The sequence below is a fragment of the Maribacter sp. HTCC2170 genome (genome assembly GCF_000153165.2).
Classification (GTDB): domain Bacteria; phylum Bacteroidota; class Bacteroidia; order Flavobacteriales; family Flavobacteriaceae; genus Maribacter_A.
In genome coordinates this window covers 3,288,866-3,311,595 of record NC_014472.1, presented here as the reverse complement: position 1 = coordinate 3,311,595, position 22,730 = coordinate 3,288,866, and the positions used below count along the sequence as shown (strand labels likewise).

The following is a 22,730-nucleotide window of genomic DNA, read 5'->3' as shown; positions in this document are numbered from 1 at the left end:
ATCATCGACAAATTACCGAATAAACACGTTGAACTGCAATAAAAGTTGTAAACAATGCATGAAATCCTGTGTAATTTGCAATGACCATAAGTTAAGATTTGGTTAAGTTCATTTTTATGATTATTCTATCTATAACGAAGATTTTTTCGTTTTCTTGTGATTGCTCGTAAATATTCTTATTTTTGCGCTCCTTAAAAACAAAATATTTATGAACAATTACGAAACTGTTTTCATTTTAAATCCCGTTCTATCAGATGTTCAGATAGAGGAAACAGTTAAGAAATTTGAAGATTTCTTAATTAAAAATGGCGCCAAAATGGTAGCTAAAGAAAATTGGGGGCTAAAGAAATTGGCCTACGCAATCCAGAACAAGAAAAGTGGTTTTTACCATTTGTTTGAATTTACTGGTCCAGGAGAAATTATTACTCCTTATGAGCAAGAATTCAGAAGAGATGAGCGTGTTATGCGTTTTTTGACTGTAAAGTTAGACAAGCATGCCATTGAATGGGCAGAGAAAAGAAGAACAAGGTTAAAAACTAAAGCGTAAGTACTATGGCATCTATAGAACAACAGGCAAAAGGTAAGAAAGATGGGGAAATCAGATATTTAACCCCATTGAATATTGAAACCAACACTAAAAAGAAGTATTGTCGTTTCAAGAAATCAGGTATCAAGTATATTGATTACAAAGATGCAGATTTCTTAATGAAGTTGGTAAATGAGCAAGGTAAACTTCTTCCAAGAAGGCTAACAGGTACTTCTTTGAAGTATCAAAGAAAAGTTGCACAGGCAGTAAAAAGAGCTCGTCATTTGGCACTTATGCCGTATGTTGGTGATTTATTAAAATAAAAGAAACGAAGCATGGAACTTATATTAAAAGAAGACGTACAAAACTTAGGTTTTAAAGACGATTTGGTAAGTGTTAAGAACGGCTACGGTAGAAATTATCTAATACCGCAAGGTTTGGCTGCTATGGCAACCCCTTCTGCAAAAAAGGTATTGGCAGAAAACTTAAGACAAAGAGCCCATAAAGAAAAGAAAGTAATTGATGCAGCTAATAAGACAGCTGAAGCATTAAAAGCGCTCGAGCTGAAGATTAAAGCTAAAACTGGAGCTGGTGATAAACTTTTTGGATCTGTAACTTCTATTGATTTAGCAGCAGCGATTGAAAAAGAAGGTCATGAAATAGATAAAAAATTCATCAATATTCATGGTGGTTCTGTTAAAAGAACTGGTGCCGCAAATGCACAGATTAGATTACACAGAGATGTGGTAATAGAATTTCCGTTTGAAGTAGTTGCTGAAAGCAAATAACGATTACAAGATTTAAATAAAGGCCTTTCAGTATTTTCTGAAGGGCCTTTTTATTTTTGCAGAATGAAATATTCAAGACTTACAAAACAGCAGCTGGAGGAGTTGCATCAAGAGTTTATAAACTTTTTGGCAACCCAATCAATAACAGGGGAAGAATGGGCTAAATTAAAAGTGGAGAAGCCAGATGTGGCAGAAGAGGAGCTCGATATTTTTAGTGATTTAATTTGGGAAGGAGTCCTTGCTAAAGTCACACATCTTGAAAATGTTTCAGCAACCCAAATGCATTTGTTCGAATTGATTGATAAGGAAATGAAATTGATTTCAGTTAAAATTATGAATCCCGATATTGATTTAACCACAGAATTAGGTTTCGGATGGTTCAAGAAGAACTGGCAATCAGATTTTGTTGAATACCTCACTGCTTCAAAGGCCTATACAGATGACAAGAATCTGGACAAGTTTGGTTTGATCCAACAGGGTGCTGCCATTACCAAAGGAGATTTGTATAGATGGTTCGATTCGATGATTGAATAAGATAATTGTCCCAGCTACAAAAACAGGAGTACAATACTATATATTTGCATAAGAAATCAACCAAATGGCGCAAAAACCAAGCATACCCAAAGGAACTAGGGATTTTTCTCCCGCTGAAATCGCTAAGCGTGATTATATATTTGATATCGTAAAAAAGCATTTCAAGACTTTTGGTTTTCAACCCATAGAGACTCCGTCTTTTGAGAATTCTGATACTTTGATGGGCAAGTACGGTGATGAAGGCGATCGGTTGATTTTTAAAATATTGAATTCAGGAAATTACATAACCGACAGTGATAAAATCATTGAATTCGGTAATATTGTCAATAAAGGTATTAGCTATAAGTTGTTTGAAAGTTTCTATGTTGGATTTATTAAAGAAGCGGAGATACTCTTTATTGATAAAAATATTATACCAGGTAAGTTTAGTGATTTTCAGCTAGAGAAAATAAAAAGTTATTTAAATTCTCATTTAAAAAGATATGTATTCTTTAATCCTAAGTTCAAGAATTCAGAAAAGGATGAAAGGTTAATAAAAGAGATACTAGATCTACAGTTCGACTTATTTTTAAAATGGACAAACGATATCGTTTTAAAAATGGTTACTATGGGTGGTAATAGACTATATTGGAAACAAAAGTTTGTTGATGGTAAAAACTCCTTTATTAATTCTTTTTATTCAAGACTTCTTTCAAAAAGAATATCGGAAAAAGCACTGCGCTATGATTTAACGGTTCCTTTTGCGCGGTATGTCGTACAACACCAAAATGAAATTGATTTTCCTTTTAAACGGTACCAAATTCAACCTGTTTGGCGTGCTGATAGACCGCAGAAAGGTCGTTTCAGAGAGTTTTATCAGTGTGATGCAGATGTTGTTGGGGCAAACTCTTTATTGCAAGAGGTTGAATTAGTGCAATTATATGATGTCGTTTTCACTTCTTTAAAACTTGAAGGAGTAACTATCAAAATCAATAACCGTAAGATTCTTGCAGGAATAGCAGAAGTAATAGGTGCGCAACGCAATTTGGTAAACTTTACTGTTGCATTGGATAAATTAGATAAAATAGGAGAAGAGGGGGTTAAAAAGGAAATGCTCGCCAAAGGTATTTCTGAAAATTCCATCGCTAAAGCCGCACCTTTATTTAATCTTACTGGTTCAAGTCGTGAACAACTTCAAGCCCTAAAAAATTTACTTGCCAATTCGGACCAAGGTATTGAAGGAGTTGAAGAAGTAGAGTTTATTGTTAATTCTATCAACGATTTGGGTCTTAAATCTGCGAAAATTGCTTTGGATGTCACGCTAGCCCGTGGACTCAATTATTACACAGGCGCCATCTTTGAAGTAGCTGCACCTGAGGGCATTAAAATGGGGTCTATTGGCGGTGGTGGAAGGTATGATGACCTTACCGGAATATTTGGTCTTAAAAACGTAAGTGGTGTTGGTATTTCATTTGGATTAGACCGAATTTACCTTGTCATGGAAGAGTTAAATCTATTCCCAGAGACTTTGGATAAATCATTGGACGTACTTTGCATGAATTTTGGAGAGAAAGAGTCGATCGCATCTTTAAAATTGGTAAATGAGCTTAGGTCACAAGGGATTTTAGCCGATGTTTATCCTTCTAAGACCAAGATGCAGAAACAAATGAAGTATGCGAACAATCGTAATGTTCCTTACGTGGTTTTAATAGGAGAACAGGAATTGACAAATAATTCGTTTGTGGTTAAGAATATGAAGAACAGCGAACAAATCACCTATAGCCTTGATTCTATTCAAGACTTTGCCAAAACTTTATAGATTTTCCTTAATTGCCTTTATAATCGATTTATAATAATCGATATCGTGGGGAACATATTTTTTAATATTGGCCATTCCCCAGGTTTCCTCCGCAAATCTGGTAAGTGGAATCAAAGCTATATCCTCAACTTCGGAATCTTGTTTTTTTAATTGATTTAGCGGGACTTTCAATTCACAAAGATAGGTGTGGTGAAATTCGCAGTCTATCAATTCTTCATTATGTTTTTGCACTGATTTAAAAACGCCAATTTTTTGTAACTGGTTTTTGGTGATTTCCAGTCCAATTTCTTCTGAAACCTCTCTAATGGCAGAAATTTCAAAATCTTCGCCGGCACCTATGTGTCCAGCCACCGATACATCCCAGAGCAGGGGATGGGTGTCTTTGAATTCTCCTCTTTGTTGAATTAATACTCGGGCATTCTTGGTATAAAACCAAACATGGACTGTTGGATGAAACAGACCATGTTTATGTGCTTTTGATTTCATAGTGGTTTGGTCAGTGAAGTTTCCCTCATCATCCAATATGTCCACTAATTCATCCATTTTAATATTTATTCTTGTCATTCCTGTAAGGGCAGAAATCCATAAAACTTAGTACTTAGAACTATCAATCAAAATAAGAGAAAGTCTCACCGTTCTTTATGGTCAAAACTGTTTCATAAATCAAACGAATTACGTTTTCCACATCATCCTTGTGAACGGTTTCCACAGTAGTGTGCATATATCTCAAAGGCAACGAAATAAGAGCGGAAGCAACACCTCCATTGCTATACGCAAAGGCATCGGTATCTGTACCAGTTGACCTTGAGGCCGCCATTCGCTGGAACGGGATTTTTTTAGACTCTGCCGTTTCAATGATACGCTCACGTAACTTATTCTGTACCGCTGGAGCATAAGAAATAACAGGACCTGCACCCATTTCTGTATGACCTTGTGTTTTCTTTTCAATCATAGGGGTTGTAGTGTCATGGCACACATCAGTTATAATCGCAACATTTGGTTTTATGGTGTGTGTGATCATTTCAGCGCCTCGCAGCCCAATCTCTTCTTGTACAGAATTGGTAATATAGAGGCCAAAAGGTAGCTTCTTTTTGTTTTCATGTAAGAGACGGGCAACTTCTGCAACCATAAATCCACCAGCCCTATTATCAATAGCGCGACAAACGAATTTATCCTTGTTCAATATTTGAAATTCATCAGGGTAAGTTATTACACAGCCCACATGAACGCCCATTTTCTCAACTTCTGCTTTGTCTTTAGCACCTATATCTATAAAAATGTTATCCAATTTTGGTGGCTCTTCTTTCGCTTTATTACGGGTATGTATTGCAGGCCATCCAAATACACCTTTTACTATACCTTTTTTTGTATGAATGTTAACCCATTTTGAAGGGGCAATTTGATGATCACTACCGCCATTACGGATTACATAAAGAAGACCGTTGTCTGTAATATAATTTACATACCATGAAATCTCATCTGAATGCCCCTCTATGACAACTTTGAAGTCGGATTCAGGATTAATTACACCGACCGCAGAACCATAAGTATCGGTAATAAATGTGTCTACGTATGGTTTAAGGTAGTTCATCCAAATCTTTTGCCCTTCCCATTCATATCCGGTAGGAGCTGCGTTATTCAGGTACTTTTCTAAAAAATCCATTGATTTTTTGGTGAGAATCTTCTTTGCGCTCATTTAAAATGTATTTAGATACAAACTTAACAATATTCACTTTTATTTTATAATAACAGTGACTAATAATCGTTAATTTTGGCAAAGCTTTTGCTTTTACTTCAATGATGAAAAGGGAGATTTTATTTTTTATATTTAGTCTAACTGTTTTACTTGTCTCAGGACAGGTAGAAGAGCAACCCATGGATTCTGTGGTTGAAAAAATGATTATAATTGAAGGTGATTCTATAATGCGAAGTTCTATTGATCTAGATGAAGTCTATGTGTTCAGTAAGCTTAAATTTCCTTCTTACAAGGATAAACTCAGGTATTATATTTTAAGAAGAAAGACCATAAAAGTGTATCCTTATGCTAAAATGGCAGCTGAGCGTTTGCTGGAATTGAACGATAGTCTGACAAAAATAAAGAAGTCCCGTAAGCGAAAAAAGTATACGAAAAAGGTTCAGAAATATATTGAAGGTGAGTTCTCAGAAGAGCTTAAAAAACTAACACGTACAGAAGGACAAATACTTATAAAGTTAATATATAGGCAAACAGGTAAAACTGCTTTTGGTTTAGTTAAAGAATTGAGAAGTGGGTGGCGTGCTTTTTGGTACAGTACAACGGCCAAAATGTTCAAAATTAGCCTGAAAGAAGAATATAGACCTGATGTTGTTCAGGAAGACTATTTGATTGAGGATATACTTCAGCGAGCTTTTGCAGCCGGTAGATTAGAGCCACAAAAATCCGCGTTGGATTTTAGTTATGCAGACCTGGATAATAAATGGAGTTCAAAAAATAAGGCCAAGAATTAAACCTTTGAATCATTTACTTTTCGAGCTTGTATTGAACAAAGCATCCATAATTAATTTTACACTGTAGAAACCCATCGCTATTGCTGCGATTGCCAGAATAATCCCAACTATCAGTACGGGAATATAGAACGCATGTTCCTGATTCTTAAAAGCTTGCCATAAGACTACTGGCGCCGTGAACATAAGAATAAAAGTATATACAAAATGCTTTACTCCCTTTATCAATAAATCTTTGTTTGTTCTCACAGGTGCAATGGGATTATATGGTTCAAAAGTAGCAATTATTGATTGTTTGTTACATCAATCCACAACATACTTTTACGTTTGGATAACTTGGTTATTCGATTTTTTAAATATTCCTTAAATGATTAAAAAAAGCAACAAGATTCAATTATTCAATTATAATTGAACCATTGAAAGTCTGGCATACTGCAAAAAACCCTAAGGCAAAATTGTCAGAATCGGTCAAATTAACAATGTTCCCTTTAACCGTCGCCGCCGGTGTTTGAAATGGTCCTTGGTCACCACCGCTTTGGACAATCAATTGATTCATGTAATTGTAAAAAATTTCATCAACTCCTAAAATGCTAATATTGAGCTCTTGCCCTGGTTCTAAACCATCTTCATAAAAATAGGAGAACTCAAAAGCCTGCCCTAGATAAAAAGTATCCTCCGACACCAAATACTCTTCAAAGTCAAAGTCAAAAAGATAAAAATCCTCACGGTTGGGCTCATCAGTATAAGACACCAATATTTCAGTTTCATCTCCTGAGAACAAAGTGCCATCTCCCTGAATAAGATTATCAAAAGGAACCGTTGGTACAAATGTTGTCTTTGCTTCATATTGACTGCCGTTGTAATCGATACTTAAAACAAGCTCTCCTTGCATTAGTTGGTCTACCGACCACTCGGCAATGTAGATTCCAGAACCCAAGGGGTTTTCTGTTAGATTGATATTTTGATTGGTGAGTGAATTTGTTAATTCAATCCTATCTAAATTCGCAGAACCAATTTCCTCAAAGAAAGAACTCGTCTCAGTAGCTACTATGCGAATTTCCGTATTTAGAAGATTGGTATTCAAGCGAATAAGACCATCAATTGATAAACGTGGTTCATCATTGGGTACATCAACTTCAATCACGTCCTCACAACCAACAAGGAGGGCGAATCCTGAAATTAAAAACAAAAATCTTTTCATAGCCTAAAATTTAAAATTATAGGTAACTGCCGGCACCACGCCAAAAATAGAAGTACGAACCGCTTCATTCATATTAGTGTCCTGATTTCTATTAAAAGAAATTGATGCTGCATTTCTTCGATTATAGGCATTATATATACTAAAAACCCATTCGCCTTGCCAATTCCTGTCCATATTCTTTTTTGGGGTTAAAGTAGCGGAAACATCCATCCTATGATAATTGGGTAATCGCTCTTGGTTTCTTAAACCATAATAGGGTACGGTAAGTCCTTGGAATTGAAACTGACCAATTGGATAATTGGTTGGTTGTCCCGTTTGAAATACAAAATTTGTATTGAAACTCCATTTTTTATTAAGATCGTAATTACCATAAACCGAGAAATCATGAGTCTTGTCATACGGTGTGTTATACCATTCGCCATTGTTTATGCCTGTTTCTATCTCATTTCTACCTGGTGTTCTTTGTTCAGATTTTGATAATGTATAGGCCAACCAACCCTTAAATATTCCTTCGTTCTTCCTTAATAAAAACTCAAGGCCATAAGCTCTTGCTTCGCCATTTAGGATTACCTGTTCTATTGCATCATTGGCAATTAAATTCGCACCATCAATATAGTCCATTCGATTTTGGACATCCTTGTAAAACACTTCAGTTTCCAAAGCGTATTCACCATTGTTTATGTTTTGAAAATATCCAAGAGCGTATTGATCTAAAAGTTGTGGTTTGGAAAATGGCCCACTGGGCGTCCAAACATCCAAAGGGGTAGGGGAGCTTGTATTTGAAATCAAATGTAAATATTGGGCAAGCCTGGTATAACTTGCCTTTATTGAGTTTTTATCACTAATTGAATAAGATAGTGATATTCGAGGCTCAAAATTATCAAAAGTGGCAAGGCTTTTTTTTCTTCCTGGATCAATAACATCAACAGGTTCACCTTCCTGATAAATTTGTAAGGTTTCATTGAAAACAATCGGATTATCGTTTTCATAAACATTGAGTTGCTCTTGTCCAAGCCTATTAAAATGGCTGAAGCGTAGTCCGTATCCCAAACTAAGGTTTTGGGTTATACTGTGCTCAACATCAACATAGGCGGCAAATTCATTGGCGTATTTTTGGGTTAATCGCTCTTCAAGTATTCCAGAATTTGAATTACTTGGTTCGATCTTTCCTGGATTGAATTGATAATAAATATTGTTTACCCCATAATTGACACGCAATTTGTCACTTAGATAATGTTTCAGGTCATATTTGATGTTGAAATTCTGGATTCCTGAATTCCAATTAAAGCCCACAAAATCCAGTTTTAATCCGTAATAATAATCAGAATAAATAAGTGAAAGATTGGAGAACAGCTTATCTGAGAACAAGTGATTCCAGCGAAAATTGCCAACTGCATTGCCGTAGGTATTAACAAAACTATCGCTTATACTAAAGACGTCCCTGCCAAAATAACCAGATAGAAAAATATTGTTTCTTTCATTTAGTCTATAGTTTATCTTGGTGTTCAAATCATAAAAATAGGCCGTATTGTCTACGTCGAATAGGGGCAAAAAAAGATGCGCATATGATCCTCGCCCCCCAATAAGGAAGGCTGCCTTGTCTTTTTTTATAGGACCTTCTAGAAGTAATCTACTTGCCACTAATCCAATACCACCATTAGCTTTAAATTTTTTACTATTTCCTTCTTTTTGAAAAATGTCAAGAACCGAGGAAACGCGGCCACCATACCGAGCAGGTATCCCCCCTTTGTATAACTTTATATCCTTGATGGCATCTGGATTAAAAACCGAGAAAAAACCGAAAAGGTGAGATGAGTTAAAAATAGTTGCCTCATCCAAGAGGATTAAGTTTTGATCAACAGCTCCACCCCGCACATTGTAGCCAGATGCCCCTTCACCTGCGTTGGTAACCCCAGGGAGTAATAAGATTGACTTTATTATATCTGCTTCGCCCAAGATTACAGGAATATTCTTGATTGTGGAAACCGCCATAGTGTTTACGCTCATTTGAGGTTTACGAATGTCTAGTTTCTCACCGTTATCAGTAACAACAACTTCATCCAATTGCTCAGCCTGTTCAAACATGAGAAAATTCAATTTTCGATTCTCTCTAAGTTCTATATTCTGGACTTGATCCTGAAACCCAAGGTAGGTTACCTGTACTTCATATTCACCTTCAGGAAGTGTAATGGAATAAAAGCCGTACTCATTGGTAGTAACGCCCGTACTTAATTCAGGAATCGCAATGGTGACGCCGATCATGGTTTCATTGCTGGTGGCCTCAGAGACCGTTCCGCTCAGGGTAAATCTTTGTTGGGAAAAAGACGAAAATAAGAATGCAAAAAAGAAAGAAAAAAATAAAAACCCTCTTTGGTTCATGTGAGCAATTTTGGATAAATGTATAAAGATAACAAGTAGTTTTTTAGTCCATTAACATTAATTTTAGAACAAAAAAACCTCTGCCATGGGACAGAGGTTTGTAATTCTATTAATGGTCTTTACTGAATTTCGGCCATTATATTATTTAGAGTTGAACTTGGGCGCATTGCATTAGCTGCTATCTGAGGGTCAGGTAAATAATATCCACCTAAATTCTGAGAACTCCCTTGTGCGTTTTCCAGTTCTTTTATAATTGTATCTTCGTTTTCTTCCATTTTACTGGCAATAGTTGAGAACAATGCCTTCAAATCACTATCCTTTGATTGATTGGCTAGCGCTTGTGCCCAGTACATCGCAAGATAAAAATGACTGCCCCTTGTATCTAATTCCTTTACTTTACGTGAAGGTGATTTATCATTCAACAGGAATTTTTCTGTAGCACTGTCCAATGCATCACCTAATATTTGTGCTTTTGGATTATTGTTCTTTTCTCCAAAAAATTCCAATGATACTCCCAAAGCCAGAAACTCACCCAATGAATCCCAACGTAGATGACCTTCTTCAGTGAATTGTTCAACATGTTTTGGAGCGGAGCCACCAGCTCCTGTTTCAAAAAGACCACCGCCATTCATTAATGGAACAATGGATAGCATTTTTGCACTGGTGCCAACCTCTAAAATCGGAAATAGATCGGTCAAGTAATCTCTAAGTACATTACCTGAAACTGAAATGGTATCTTTACCTTCCTTAATTCTTTTGAGTGTGAACTTTGTTGCCTCAATAGGTGAATGTATTTGAAGATCTAGACCTGAGGTGTCGTGGTCGGGAAGATACAGATTCACTTTCTTGATTAATTCGGCATCATGCGCTCTTTCTTCATCTAGCCAAAAGATAGCAGGAAGTTGGGATGCACGTGCTCTTGAAACAGCTAACTTGATCCAATCTTGAATAGGTGCGTCTTTTACTTGGCACATTCTCCAAATATCACCTGCTTCTACAGTATGCTCAATTAAAGTCTCCCCAGTCTTTTGATCTACAACACATACGGTGCCATTAGAACTTATTTCAAAGGTTTTGTCATGAGAGCCATATTCTTCAGCTTTTTGAGCCATTAAACCAACATTGGGAACAGTTCCCATGGTCGTTGGGTCAAAAGCTCCATTTTCTTTACAAAAATCAATCGTGGCGGTATAAATACCTGCATAACTGCTATCTGGGATAACTGCCTTGGTATCCTGTGATTTACCTTCAGCATTCCACATTTGTCCAGAATTACGAATCATGGCAGGCATCGATGCATCAATAATTACATCACTCGGTACGTGTAAGTTTGTAATGCCCTTATCCGAATTTACCATAGCCAAGTCAGGGCCACTCGCCAAAACTGATTCAATCGCTGCCTCGATTTCATTTCTTTTATCGTTAGGCAATTCTTGCAATTTGTCTAATAGATTTTCTAACCCATCATTGGCATTTACGCCAATTGAATCCAAAGTCTCAGCGTGATTTGAAAAGACATCTTTTAAGAAAACTCGTAAGGCATGACCAAAAATAATAGGGTCAGAAACCTTCATCATTGTAGCTTTCATGTGTAGTGAAAACAATACCCCTGTTTTCTTCGCATCTGCCACTTGCTCATTTAAAAACGCGAGCAATGCTTTTTTACTCATTACAGTTGCATCTATTATTTCCCCTTTTAATAATGAAATGCCTTCTTTGAGGGTGGTCGTACTACCATCTTGTGCTTTTAACTCTATTCTTACAGATGTTGCTGAGGGTAATGTTATCGATTTTTCGTTCGACTTAAAATCACCCTGGTCCATTGTGGCTACATGTGATTTTGAAGAAGAACTCCATGCACCCATTGAATGAGGGTTTTGTTTCGCGTAATTTTTTACTGCTCTTGGAGCTCTACGGTCTGAATTACCTTCTCTTAGTACAGGGTTAACCGCGCTACCTTTTATTTTGTTGTATCTAGCCTTTATATCCTTCTCTTCGTCGTTCTTTGGGTCATCAGGATATTCAGGTAAGGCATATCCTTTTTGTTGTAATTCTTCTATTGCCTCATTTAACTGAGGTACTGATGCACTTATGTTTGGTAATTTAATAATATTTGCTTCTGGCATTTTTGCCATTTGGCCTAAAACGTCTAAATCGTTTTCAACTCTTTGCTCTTTATTCAAATAATCTGGAAATGTAGCAATTATCCTAGCTGCCAATGAAATATCCTTGGTTTCGATAGTGATTCCAGATGTTTTGGTAAAGGCTTGTACAATTGGTAAGAATGATTGTGTCGCAAGGGCAGGTGCTTCATCTGTTTTGGTATAGAAAATTTTTGGCATGTACAAATTTAGTTTTGATTTAAGAGCTGCAAATATACAATTTTATAACATCCTAAATCGCTGTAAACCATCCATTATTTGTTAAAGAAACGTGTTTTATTATGAAATTATTGATTGCACTTTCTCGCGTATTGCCATAAACAACAAAAGCCATATCAATGTACGAGTACATTTGATATGGCTTTTTAGGATTTGTTAATAACAATTGTCATGTATTTACAACATAACTGCAACCATTGATTGCTGTTAAAAACTCTTCCCACGTTACGAAATACGGTGCAATTCTTAATTATTCAACCAAGTAACCACGATGTATTTCTTTTTGTCGTCTTAATGGGTCTATCTTAAATATAGAACCGAAGTTTTATGTTTAACGCAAATCCATCCCCACTATGTTTAAAAAAGCGACAGCCTTTTTACATAAGGTTCATCTTTTTAGTCCGTACCAGTCTGATTAAATCATCCTGTAACTTCTTAAAATGATTAAACAACAATATAAAGAACGTAAACTCTATAATCTCTCAAAACGAATATCTAATGACATTCTTTTTAATTGATGAAATAAATATAAGGTGAATTTATCTAAATACAAAGAATTAAAAATCAACATGTTATGAACTGTCGTTGTTAACAATTGTTCATAAAAAAACACCTATTGAAAAATAGGTGTTTAGTAAATATTGTATTCTTAATAGTTAAGAACGAACCTCTTTGATTCTTGCTTTCTTACCTGTAAGACCTCTGAAGTAGTATATTCTTGCTCTACGTACTTTACCTTTTTTGCTAACCTCTATTTTTTGAAGAGCAGGTAAATTAATTGGGAATATACGCTCAACACCTATTGTTCCAGACATTTTACGGATGGTAAATGTCTCAGTTGCACCTGTACCTCTTCTTTGAATAACAACACCTTTGAAAAACTGTGTACGGGTTTTGTCACCTTCCTTAATTTCATAATAAACTGTGATTGTATCACCAGCCGAGAAATTTGGAAATTCTTTTTTGGAAATAAACTCGTTTTCTACGAAGTTGATTAATGAATCCATTATATTGTTTTATAATTATGTTCAATCAACATTCACGATTTTCGTCAGAGGTTGAATTAACCGGGTGCAAAAATAGCTCTTAATTTAGAAACTACAAGAATAATATATTTATTTTTTGTTAGGTAACTCTTCAATACTTTTAATTTGTGTTAAAATCTTAGAATACTTTGTGTTAATAAGACAACGAGCTATTAATTATTGGTTTGTGTCCTTTTCTTTTAAAAGATCCGGACGTAGTGTTTTTGTACGCGAATAAGCTTCGTTTTCACGCCATTCTTCAATTTTTGGGAAATTACCGCTTAAAAGTACTTCGGGTACCTTCATACCCTTGTATTCTGAGGGTCGGGTATAAACAGGTGGAGCCAATAGATTGTCCTGAAACGTATCTGTAAGTGCAGATGTCTCATTGTTTAGGACCCCAGGGATTAAGCGAATTATTGAATCACAAAGTATTGCCGCTGCCAATTCTCCCCCCGAAAGCACATAATCGCCCACAGATATTTCTTTGGTAATGAATGCATCCCTAACTCTTTGGTCCACGCCTTTGTAATGTCCGCATAGTATAATAATATTTCCTTTTAATGAAATGGTATTGGCGATTTTCTGATTTAATGTTTCGCCATCCGGAGTCATATAAATGACCTCATCATAATCTCTTTCAGATTTGAGTGCAGAAATACATTTGTCGATAGGCTCTATCATTAAAACCATGCCTGCACCGCCACCAAATTGATAATCATCTACTTGGTTATAACTCAACACAGTATAATCCCTTAAATTATGCATATGAACCTCAACCAATCCTTTTTCAATCGCTCTTTTTAAAATTGAGGCTTCAAATGGACTTTTCAGTAACTCGGGAAGTACTGTTATTATATCAATTCGCATTTTTAACGGAATTATTGATTAGAAGTCCAAAAATAGTAAAAACAGTCAACGTCTTTGATCCAACCTAATTTTTCATATAGTTTTTGGGCAGGATTGTCAATGGCAGTTTCCAATGCGAGGCCCTTGGCTTTATTTTGAATACAATATTCCTTTGCCTTATTTAGAAGCGCTTCACCTATCTTTTTATTTCTGAAATCTTCAACTACAAAAAGATCATTCAGTACATAAGATCTTTGCATTGATACTGAGGAAAACATGGGATACAATTGAGTGAAACCAGCTGGTTGGTCATTATAGAAAGCAATGAAAATTGTGCTTTCGTCCTTTTTGATTCTATGTTTTAAAAACCTACTAGCTCCATTTAGGTTACTTGCTTGTTTATAAAACACGCGATATTGATCAAAAAGAGGGGTAATAATATTTAGATCTTTAATGGTTGCTATTTCAATCTTGACCATTGGGAAATTATATAAAAAAAAGCTCCTTTCGGAGCTTTAAGATTATTTTGATTTTTTATACTTGTTTATCTCGTCTTGTAGCTGCCTACTTATTTTTTGTTCCCTTTCGAGAGCTCTACGTCTATGGTCTTCATATTCAGATTCCAGTTCGGTTAATGCTGATTTGGCATCTTGTGTCAAAGTATTACTTCTTCTGAATTTGTAAACAAATAACAAGAACAAGAGTAGTAAACTCGCAATTACAGTCCAAAGAATGATATTATAAGTGCCTTTGGATACCAACATTCCTAAAAACGACATACTATCTTTTTCTTCAGTAACTGAAGACAGACTGCTTGTGGTTTCATCCAATTTTTTGTTCAATGAATTTATGGTCGCTTCATGTCCTGAGATAGTTGCATTCAATTCCGCTTCTTTTTTAGATCCGGCGTTCAAAGAATCCAAAACATTTTTACGTAATTTATCCAATGAGATAATACGAACAACTTCGTATCTTTTTCCATCGGCGCGGTAATTCCCTGATTTTTTGTAAATAAATTCGAATTGGCTGTCAATAGATCCTTTATCTAACGACAGCTCTTGGGTTGTCGCTTCTTGTTCCTGTGCGTAGGAAAAGGTGAATGCGAACAATGTCAGTACAATAAGTAGTGATTTTAAACCTTTCATAATAAAATGGTTCTAAGTATTAGTTAATGATTTAGAGGGGACTAAAGTAACTCAATATAATTAATTACGAAAAAAAACAGCTCATAAGCTACCAATAATTTATCAACGTTTAAACCTAATGGGTAACGAACTTATAACGCAAGATTTGAGTTAATAATACGTGAACCTTCTAACTTTTGCGATATATTTTGCCAACCTAATTACCTGATGCGAATAACCATACTCATTATCATACCAAATATATAGTACTATGTTCTTTCCATTATCAGCAACAATAGTTGCTTTACTATCATAAATAGAAGGGGCGGAGGTGCCAACAATATCTGAAGATACCATCTCTTTACTTAACGAATATTTGATCTGCTCGACTAGGTTTCCTTCAAGTGCATATTTTTTTAGAATGGTATTTATGCCGTCTAGCGATGTTTTGTTTTTTATTTCCAAGTTCAAAATAGCCAGAGATCCATTAGGCACGGGGACGCGAATTGCATTGGAAGTCAATTTTCCATGTAGAGAAGGTAGCGCTTTTGAAACTGCTTTCCCAGCTCCTGTTTCGGTGATTACCATGTTCAGCGCTGCAGCCCTGCCACGACGATATTTTCCATGCATATTGTCTACAAGATTTTGGTCATTGGTATAGGCATGTATGGTTTCAAGATGACCTTTTTTTATTCCCAATGAATCATCAATAACCTTTAAAACAGGTGTTATGGCATTAGTAGTGCACGACGCCGCCGAAAAAATGTGGGTATTATCCGGGTCATATTCTAAATGGTTAACACCATGAACTATGTTTGGTACTTCCTTGCCAGGAGCCGTCAATAAAACCTTTGCAATCCCCTTTGATCTTAAGTGTCTAGATAACTGCTCTTGATCTCTGAACGCTCCTGAATTATCAATAAGAAGAGCATCTTCTATTCCGTATTTAATATAATCAATATCCTCGGGTTGTTTGGCACTTATAACGTGAACGGTGGTACCGTTGATAATCAATGCACTATTTTTAATATCAATATCCACTGTCCCCAAGAATCGTCCATGTACGGAGTCCGTGCGCAGTAAGTTCGCCCTTTTTTCTAAAATCTCTTCACTAATTATTCCTCTTGTAACTATGGCCCTTAACCTTAATTGATTACCCTTTCCGGTCTTCGCCATTAATTCTCTAGCCAACAATCGGCCAATTCTTCCAAAACCATAAAGAACAACATTCTTAGGTTTGATCTCTTTAGAGTTGTTCGCGTTTTTTAGTTTACCGATTACAAAGGCCTTTACATCATTATAGTTGTTTTCATCAGAATGGTATTCATAGGTCAATTTACCTATGTCTAATTTTGAAGGAGGAAGTTTTATATCATTGATTGCCCTTAGAATCTCAACCGAATCAAAAATGGATATCGGCTTTTGAACAAATTCACCTGCATATTCATGTAAATGAATGATGTCGCTAACACTTTTATCTATTATTTGATTTTTGAATAAAACAACCTCAATGGCTTTATCATACCAGAGATCACTCGTAATCTTAATGAATTCCGTTGTTGCTTTTCTTCTATCTGCCTGAAAGGCCAATTCTTTTTCGTAGGATTTTGTTTGTCCCATAAATTTACGGAGAGTTAAAAAATTTCGGCAAAAATATATATTTCAAACGTTATAGTAGATGTTTTTAGTATTAAAATAAAAACGCCCTGACTTGTTTGACAGGGCGCTTATACGATTGAATAAGTTTTTATTGAAAAATGATACGTTCCCGTTCACCTTTTTGATTGAGCATTGTAATGCTTGTTTTACCATATTTTGAAATACCACCAAACAAGGTCTTGGCATCTTGAATATCTTCTACTTCTTCACCATCAACGGCGATGATGACTTTTCCGTTCAAACCATAATCTCTATATAACTCAGGAACACCAACAATTTTCACTCCCTTTTTTGTTTTAAAAGTTTTTTTATCCTCTGCGTTTAGATTCTTGATTTCAAGTCCCATTTCAGGCACATGTAAGGTCTGTCGAGATTTTAACATCACAGAAATATCGATTAGTTCGCCATCGCGATCAATTGACAAGGCAACAGAATCTCCGGGTCTTTTTGTGGAAACATAACCAGTTAAATCTGCGAAACGCTGTACTTTTATTTCATCAACTTGTTTTATAATATCCCCTTCTAATAGCTCAGCATCATCTGCTCCTGAATCTTCCTGAACTTTGGCAATATAAACACCTTCAATTTCATTAAGTCCATTTTCAATGGCATAAGGCGAATTCATTCTGGGTGGGTTAATGCCAATATACCCCTTCTGTACATTCCCATATTCAATGATATCATCTATCACTTTTTTAGCAATATTACTAGGAACAGCGAAAGAATAGCCAACATATGAACCTGTACGAGAAGATATGGCGGTATTGATACCTATCAAATCCCCATTGGTGTTCACCAGTGCACCACCACTATTTCCTGGATTAACGGCAGCATCAGTTTGAATGAAAGATTGGTCGCTCCTCATCAATGCCCGTGCTTTCGCACTTACTATTCCTGCCGTTACAGTTGATGTCAAATTAAAAGGGTTTCCAACCGCAAGTACCCATTCTCCAATTTTTACATTATCAGAATCACCAAAAGCCAAATAAGGCAGTTTTTTTTTGGCATCAATTTTCAATAAGGCTATATCAGAATTTGGATCAGTCCCAATCAACTCGGCATCATAGGTTTTATTATTATTGAGAGTGACCTGCAGTTGGCTGGCACCATTTATTACATGATTGTTTGTAACAATATGTCCGTCAGATGAGATAATAACTCCAGAACCAGTTCCTACTTGGGCTTTTTGACTACCACCAGACCCATATTGAAACAATTCCATAAGGCTGGTTGGGCCTTTACTTAGAGTTACATTTTTTACGTGTACAACGGCATTGACTGTGGTCTCTGCGGCAGATGTGAAATCTACTTCGTTTATTCCAGAACCCTTTGCCGATGACGGTAATAAACTGGTATTGAGTATAGAAGTGGAATTGTCATCAGTGACAATGGCATAATTCGTTTTTTCAAAAAATAGTTTATAGGCACCTAAAGTAACAGCCCCTGCAAAAAGGGCGATTAGCAATGAACTTCCTATTTTCTTCATATTTTGTACGCTTTTAATAATTAGATTTATATGTAAAATTAATTTTTTTAAATAAGCAGTGGTTAGAGTTTAACGACATTTTAACTGCCAAAAAAGCCTTAAAATTAACCTATCTTTGTTCCACAAATTTAATTATGCAACATACCTTTTATAAATATCAGGGTACTGGAAATGATTTTGTGATGATTGATAATCGCTCAAAATTATTTCCTAAGGAGAATATCAATTTGATAGCTCGCTTATGCGACCGGAGGTTTGGAATCGGTGCAGACGGACTTATTTTGCTCGAAAACGACGAAACCGTCGATTTTAAAATGGTATATTTCAACTCTGATGGAAACCAAAGCTCTATGTGTGGAAATGGCGGAAGGTGTTTGGTTGCTTTCGCCAATTATCTAGGAATGATTTCAAAAGAAACTGTATTTAGAGCCATAGATGGTTTACATGAAGCCACAATTACTAATGGCGTTGTAAATTTAAAAATGAATAATGTTGATGAAATTGTGGTTAAACCAAGTTCATTTTTTCTAGATACGGGGTCTCCACACCATGTACAATTAGTCAAGGATTTGGGCTCATTTCAAGTTTTTGAAGAAGGCAAAAAAATTAGATATGGGGTTTATGGACAAGAAGGAAGCAATATTAATTTTGTAGAGTCTACTGGAAAGGCAACTTTTGCTGTTCGGACTTATGAACGAGGTGTTGAAGATGAAACTTTGTCTTGTGGTACAGGAGTTACTGCCGTTGCCATAGCAATGCACAAAGCGAAAAAGGTTGATTCAAACGTAATAGACATTACGACAAAAGGGGGCGCGCTACAGGTAATGTTTTTAGAAGAATTCAATAAATATAGTAATGTGCGTTTAATAGGCCCGGCCAAACAAGTTTTTAAAGGAGAGATGTCTTGGTAAATTTAAAGGGAGAACATATACAGCTTCGAGCAATAGAACCAAAAGATTTGGATTTTCTGTATGAATTGGAAAATAACCCAGCTATTTGGGAAATAAGCGGCACCACCAAACCATATGCCAAGCACGTATTAAAAGAATATTTGGACAATGCCCATAGAGACATCTTTGAGGTAAAACAATTGCGTTTGTGCATATGTAAAGAGGATAAGGTGATTGGCTTGATTGATTTATTTGATTTTGACCCCAAGAATAAAAGGGCTGGAGTAGGAATAGTTGTGATGGAAAAAGAGAATCGGGACCTCGGTCATGGTTCGGAGGCCTTGGAATTATTGAGCAAATACACGTCATCAATTTTGGGGTTGAGACAACTTTATGCCAATGTGATGGAGAATAACAAACGAAGCTTGCATTTGTTCAAGAAATTAGGCTATGAGGAGATTGGTGTGAAGAAAGATTGGATTTTTTCCAATGGAGAATATAAGAATGAGATTTTATTACAAAAGCTATTTAGATAATGTACATTAAGAAAATATTACTATTAATTGTTTTGGTTGGATTGATTATAGGTGGAGTTTTCGCCTATAATGTGTATGATGCCATTTTTGCCCCGAATACAAAGTTCAATAACCCAGAAGCCCATGTGTATATTAAGTCGGATGCTTCAATAGCCGATGTTTCCAAAATGTTGGAACCGCTGTTGAACAATACTCAGTCTTTTATGAAGGTTGCGGAAAGGAAGGGATATGTCTCCAATATAAAAGGCGGGAAGTATGTTATAACAAAAGGAATGAACAATAATGATATTGTTAATTCGCTTAGAAGTAATAACATACCCGTAAAAGTATCTTTCAATAACCAAGAAACCCTAGCTAGTTTAGCCGGTAGGATTTCAGCTCAAATTGAACCTGATAGTTTAACACTCTTGTCTTTGTTTAATGAAGATGATTTTTTTAAGTCGAACGGGTTCAATGATGATACTAAAATAGCAATGTTTCTTCCCAATAGTTATGAATTTTTCTGGAACACCTCAGCTGAAAAATTCAGAGAGCGAATGCTAAAAGAATACAATCGTTTTTGGAATGATGAACGCAAATCCAAGGCTAAAGCCCAAGGCCTTACCCCAAATGAAGTGGTTGCACTGTCTTCAATAGTTCATAAAGAAACGGCAAAAATTGATGAAAGACCTAGAGTAGCGGGTCTCTATTTAAACAGGTTGAAGAAAGGCATGAAGCTTCAGGCGGACCCAACAGTTATTTTTGCGCTTAAAAAGCATTCAGGTAATTTTGATCTTGTCATTAAGCGGGTGCTCTATAAGGATTTGGAGCTGGACTCACCCTATAATACTTATAAATACAGGGGTGTGCCTCCAGGTCCAATAACGATGCCCGATATTTCGGCGATTAACGCTGTATTGAATCCCGAAAAACATGATTATATATATATGGTAGCTAATGTGGAAAACTTTGGATATCATAAATTTGCAAAATCAGGAGCGCAACACAACCGCAATAAGGCGCAATACATCCGATGGATAAATAGTCAAAATATCAATAGGTAGGTAACTAATCGGCTATTTAAGACTTATTAACTAAAATCGGATATTTTTAACAAGAGCTTTTAATTCTTACATTTTAGTCGCCATATCTTTGTAGGGTGAAATTTAAGCAGGCCATTTTCCGGCCATAGGTCTTAAGAAAATAGAGATATGAGAAAGTGTTTAATCTTTTTTTGTTCTCTTATCATGCTGTTGATTTTTGTAAGTTTTAGCGGATTATCTACTGATCAGAAAGTCCCTAGCACTTTAAAAGTCAATGAACCTACGAAAGTTTTGTTTCCCAAAAACAAAACTATTACTGCTTCATCAATAGTGGTGCCTCCCTTTTTGGGAAGTTCCTTTATTGGTTTTAAAGAGGCCTTGGCCTTTAAAGAATCGTCAGGTAATTATTTTGCCACGAATACCTTGGGATATTTGGGTAAATATCAATTTGGCGTTGGCACCCTTCAATTGGTAGGTGTTAACAATGCATCCGATTTTTTGAACGATCCCATTTTGCAAGAAAAAGCTTTTGAAACTAATATTGCCCGTAACAAATGGATTATGAGAAGAGACATCAAGCGTTTTGTGGGTAAACAGATAAAGGGGGTTGAAATTACGGAGTCTGGAATGTTGGCTGCAGCACACTTGGCAGGCCCAGGTAACGTGATGAAATATTTACGTTCTTACGGCAGGACCAATACCAAAGATGCTTACGGAACAACTATTGATGATTACATCGAGAAATTTTCCGGATATGATTTATCATTTGTGGTTGCCAAACGTAACCCAAAGATTTAAGATTTTATATACATATGAAAATGGTAGGCCCTGGCAGTTTTGTCAGGGTTTATTTTTTATGCTTGTAAAATAAAAATGGCAGGCCTTTTATTCAAATCCAAACTAGTGTTTTTCCAGTCTGCAATACTTTTGGTGGCAATAAATTCAGTTGGTAAGGTAATGTCACAAGCTATACAGAGCATAGTATGACCTGATAAAGACTTTAGAAGTTCCTGAAATAATTTCTCATTGCGATAAGGTGTTTCAATGAACATTTGGGATTGCTTCAAGTCTCTTGATCTCTTTTCCAGTGATTTAATTGTTTTTTTTCTGTCGTTAGATTCAATGGGCAGGTACCCATTAAAAGCGAAGTTTTGGCCATTCATGCCACTTGACATCAATGCCAAGAGTAAAGAAGAGGGGCCAACAAGAGGCACAACCTGTATGTTTTTTTGATGTGCTATTTTCACCACCTCAGCGCCAGGGTCAGCAATACCCGGGCAACCCGCCTCAGATAATATACCAACATCTATACCTTTTAAACAGGGGTCTAGAAAATTAGGAAGCTCGGTGGGCTCAGTATATTTGTTCAATACTTCAATCTGTAATCCAGGTTGCGATTTTCTGGGACTTATTTTTTTTATGAACCGTCTTGCGGTTTTTTCATTCTCAACAATATAATGATCAATTTGTTCTATTGTCCTTTTAATAGAAATTGGTAAGACTTCCAAAGGTTCATTGTCCCCAAGTGTGCTGGGTATTAAAAATAGTTTTCCTTTGACCTTGCCTTTGTCTTGCATAAAGATTAATTAGAATTGAGATTATTGGCAATAACTTCGCATGCCTCATCAATAAGGTTGAACACATGTTCAAACCCATCGTCATCGTAATAGGGGTCTGGAACTTCCTTGTCACCCGGCCCTAATTCATTCAACAATAATCGAACTTTCACAATTTCGTGATTATGGTTTGCTTGTGCTATAACATTTGCATAGTTGCTCTTATCCATCACGTAGATTAAGTCAAAATCCTCAAAATCATTTGGGATAAATTTTCTACACCGCTGATTGCGAATATCAATTTTGTATTTAAGTCCGACTGAAATACTTCGACTATCAGGTTGACTACCAATATGATAACCACCGGTTCCTGCCGAATCTACGATTACAACATCACTGTCAACTTTACTTTGAAGAATACCTTCGGCCAATGGTGACCTACAGATGTTTCCAAGGCATACCATTAAAACCTTAGTTGCCATCAAAAATGAT

24 protein-coding genes are annotated in these 22,730 nt (G+C 36.0%); 10 read left to right on the top strand and 14 right to left on the bottom strand.

The annotated features are described in order from the left end of the window. The first annotated feature begins 208 nt into the window (after positions 1–208). From rpsF to hisS, 5 genes are all read left to right on the top strand, one after another. Positions 209–547, top strand: coding sequence for a 30S ribosomal protein S6 (gene rpsF / locus FB2170_RS14535; RefSeq protein WP_013307342.1), 339 nt, complete (start codon positions 209–211; stop codon positions 545–547). A gap of 5 nt (positions 548–552) precedes the next feature. Beyond that, positions 553–849: a 30S ribosomal protein S18 gene (gene rpsR / locus FB2170_RS14530; protein ID WP_013307341.1), complete on the top strand. Its 297-nt coding sequence runs from the start codon at positions 553–555 to the stop codon at positions 847–849. A 12-nt stretch (positions 850–861) separates the two neighbouring features. Next, on the top strand, positions 862–1,314 hold the full coding sequence (rplI, locus tag FB2170_RS14525; protein WP_013307340.1) for a 50S ribosomal protein L9: 453 nt from the start codon (positions 862–864) through the stop codon (positions 1,312–1,314). Between the two features lie 63 nt (positions 1,315–1,377). Continuing rightward, complete coding sequence (locus FB2170_RS14520) at positions 1,378–1,848, top strand: DUF6495 family protein (protein WP_013307339.1); 471 nt, start codon at positions 1,378–1,380, stop codon at positions 1,846–1,848. A 64-nt stretch (positions 1,849–1,912) separates the two neighbouring features. Further along, on the top strand, positions 1,913–3,646 hold the full coding sequence (gene hisS, locus FB2170_RS14515) for a histidine--tRNA ligase (protein ID WP_013307338.1): 1,734 nt from the start codon (positions 1,913–1,915) through the stop codon (positions 3,644–3,646). On the opposite strand, the gene FB2170_RS14510 is transcribed toward hisS, so the two are convergent. Further along, the gene (locus FB2170_RS14510; protein ID WP_041633251.1) at positions 3,641–4,189 is read right to left on the bottom strand and encodes an NUDIX hydrolase; all 549 of its coding nucleotides are present in this window, start codon (positions 4,187–4,189) and stop codon (positions 3,641–3,643) included. The genes hisS and FB2170_RS14510 overlap by 6 nt on opposite strands. 64 nt (positions 4,190–4,253) lie before the next feature. Continuing rightward, a complete protein-coding gene (locus tag FB2170_RS14505; protein WP_041632885.1) occupies positions 4,254–5,342 on the bottom strand; it encodes a M42 family metallopeptidase in 1,089 nt (362 codons plus the stop codon). Between the two features lie 104 nt (positions 5,343–5,446). Here FB2170_RS14505 and FB2170_RS14500 point away from each other — a divergent pair, with 104 nt between their 5' ends. Next, positions 5,447–6,133 (top strand): DUF4294 domain-containing protein, encoded by a 687-nt coding sequence (locus FB2170_RS14500; RefSeq protein ID WP_041633250.1) that lies wholly within the window; start codon positions 5,447–5,449, stop codon positions 6,131–6,133. 9 nt (positions 6,134–6,142) lie between these two features. Here FB2170_RS14500 and FB2170_RS14495 read toward each other — a convergent pair whose 3' ends face one another. The 10 genes from FB2170_RS14495 to FB2170_RS14450 form a co-directional block, all read right to left on the bottom strand. Next, positions 6,143–6,379, bottom strand: coding sequence for a DUF6095 family protein (locus FB2170_RS14495; RefSeq protein ID WP_041632884.1), 237 nt, complete (start codon positions 6,377–6,379; stop codon positions 6,143–6,145). A 145-nt stretch (positions 6,380–6,524) separates the two neighbouring features. Next, on the bottom strand, positions 6,525–7,331 hold the full coding sequence (locus tag FB2170_RS14490) for a DUF4249 family protein (protein ID WP_013307332.1): 807 nt from the start codon (positions 7,329–7,331) through the stop codon (positions 6,525–6,527). Positions 7,332–7,334: 3 nt separating this feature from the next. Then, positions 7,335–9,710 carry a TonB-dependent receptor gene (locus FB2170_RS14485; protein ID WP_041632883.1) on the bottom strand — a complete coding sequence of 792 codons (2,376 nt, stop codon included), beginning with the start codon at positions 9,708–9,710 and terminating at the stop codon, positions 7,335–7,337. Between the two features lie 119 nt (positions 9,711–9,829). Next, positions 9,830–12,052, bottom strand: a complete 2,223-nt coding sequence (locus FB2170_RS14480; RefSeq protein WP_013307329.1) for an NADP-dependent isocitrate dehydrogenase — start codon at positions 12,050–12,052, stop codon at positions 9,830–9,832. Between the two features lie 695 nt (positions 12,053–12,747). Beyond that, entirely contained in the window at positions 12,748–13,098 is a 351-nt protein-coding gene (gene rplS / locus FB2170_RS14475) for a 50S ribosomal protein L19 (RefSeq protein WP_013307328.1), read from the bottom strand. A 195-nt stretch (positions 13,099–13,293) separates the two neighbouring features. Further along, positions 13,294–13,986: a tRNA (guanosine(37)-N1)-methyltransferase TrmD gene (gene trmD, locus FB2170_RS14470; RefSeq protein WP_013307327.1), complete on the bottom strand. Its 693-nt coding sequence runs from the start codon at positions 13,984–13,986 to the stop codon at positions 13,294–13,296. An 11-nt stretch (positions 13,987–13,997) separates the two neighbouring features. Next, positions 13,998–14,444 carry a GNAT family N-acetyltransferase gene (locus tag FB2170_RS14465; protein ID WP_013307326.1) on the bottom strand — a complete coding sequence of 149 codons (447 nt, stop codon included), beginning with the start codon at positions 14,442–14,444 and terminating at the stop codon, positions 13,998–14,000. A 42-nt stretch (positions 14,445–14,486) separates the two neighbouring features. Continuing rightward, on the bottom strand, positions 14,487–15,110 hold the full coding sequence (locus tag FB2170_RS14460) for a hypothetical protein (protein WP_013307325.1): 624 nt from the start codon (positions 15,108–15,110) through the stop codon (positions 14,487–14,489). A gap of 150 nt (positions 15,111–15,260) precedes the next feature. Next, the gene (locus FB2170_RS14455) at positions 15,261–16,709 is read right to left on the bottom strand and encodes a glyceraldehyde-3-phosphate dehydrogenase (RefSeq protein WP_013307324.1); all 1,449 of its coding nucleotides are present in this window, start codon (positions 16,707–16,709) and stop codon (positions 15,261–15,263) included. Between the two features lie 127 nt (positions 16,710–16,836). Beyond that, positions 16,837–18,234 (bottom strand): S1C family serine protease, encoded by a 1,398-nt coding sequence (locus FB2170_RS14450; RefSeq protein WP_013307323.1) that lies wholly within the window; start codon positions 18,232–18,234, stop codon positions 16,837–16,839. 134 nt (positions 18,235–18,368) lie between these two features. Between FB2170_RS14450 and dapF the strand changes: the two genes are divergently transcribed. The 4 genes from dapF (at position 18,369) to FB2170_RS14430 (ending at position 21,480) form a co-directional block, all read left to right on the top strand. After that, on the top strand, positions 18,369–19,145 hold the full coding sequence (dapF, locus tag FB2170_RS14445; protein WP_013307322.1) for a diaminopimelate epimerase: 777 nt from the start codon (positions 18,369–18,371) through the stop codon (positions 19,143–19,145). After that, on the top strand, positions 19,139–19,660 hold the full coding sequence (locus FB2170_RS14440; RefSeq protein ID WP_013307321.1) for a GNAT family N-acetyltransferase: 522 nt from the start codon (positions 19,139–19,141) through the stop codon (positions 19,658–19,660). Before dapF ends, FB2170_RS14440 begins: the two co-directional genes overlap by 7 nt. Beyond that, positions 19,660–20,703 carry an endolytic transglycosylase MltG gene (gene mltG / locus FB2170_RS14435; protein WP_013307320.1) on the top strand — a complete coding sequence of 348 codons (1,044 nt, stop codon included), beginning with the start codon at positions 19,660–19,662 and terminating at the stop codon, positions 20,701–20,703. The genes FB2170_RS14440 and mltG overlap by 1 nt, the downstream gene beginning before the upstream one ends. Before the next feature lie 183 nt (positions 20,704–20,886). Then, positions 20,887–21,480 (top strand): hypothetical protein, encoded by a 594-nt coding sequence (locus tag FB2170_RS14430; RefSeq protein WP_013307319.1) that lies wholly within the window; start codon positions 20,887–20,889, stop codon positions 21,478–21,480. 56 nt (positions 21,481–21,536) lie between these two features. On the opposite strand, the gene FB2170_RS14425 is transcribed toward FB2170_RS14430, so the two are convergent. Continuing rightward, positions 21,537–22,259: an SAM-dependent methyltransferase gene (locus tag FB2170_RS14425; protein WP_013307318.1), complete on the bottom strand. Its 723-nt coding sequence runs from the start codon at positions 22,257–22,259 to the stop codon at positions 21,537–21,539. Positions 22,260–22,264: 5 nt separating this feature from the next. Further along, positions 22,265–22,720, bottom strand: coding sequence for a low molecular weight protein-tyrosine-phosphatase (locus FB2170_RS14420; protein ID WP_013307317.1), 456 nt, complete (start codon positions 22,718–22,720; stop codon positions 22,265–22,267). Positions 22,721–22,730: the final 10 nt, after the last annotated feature.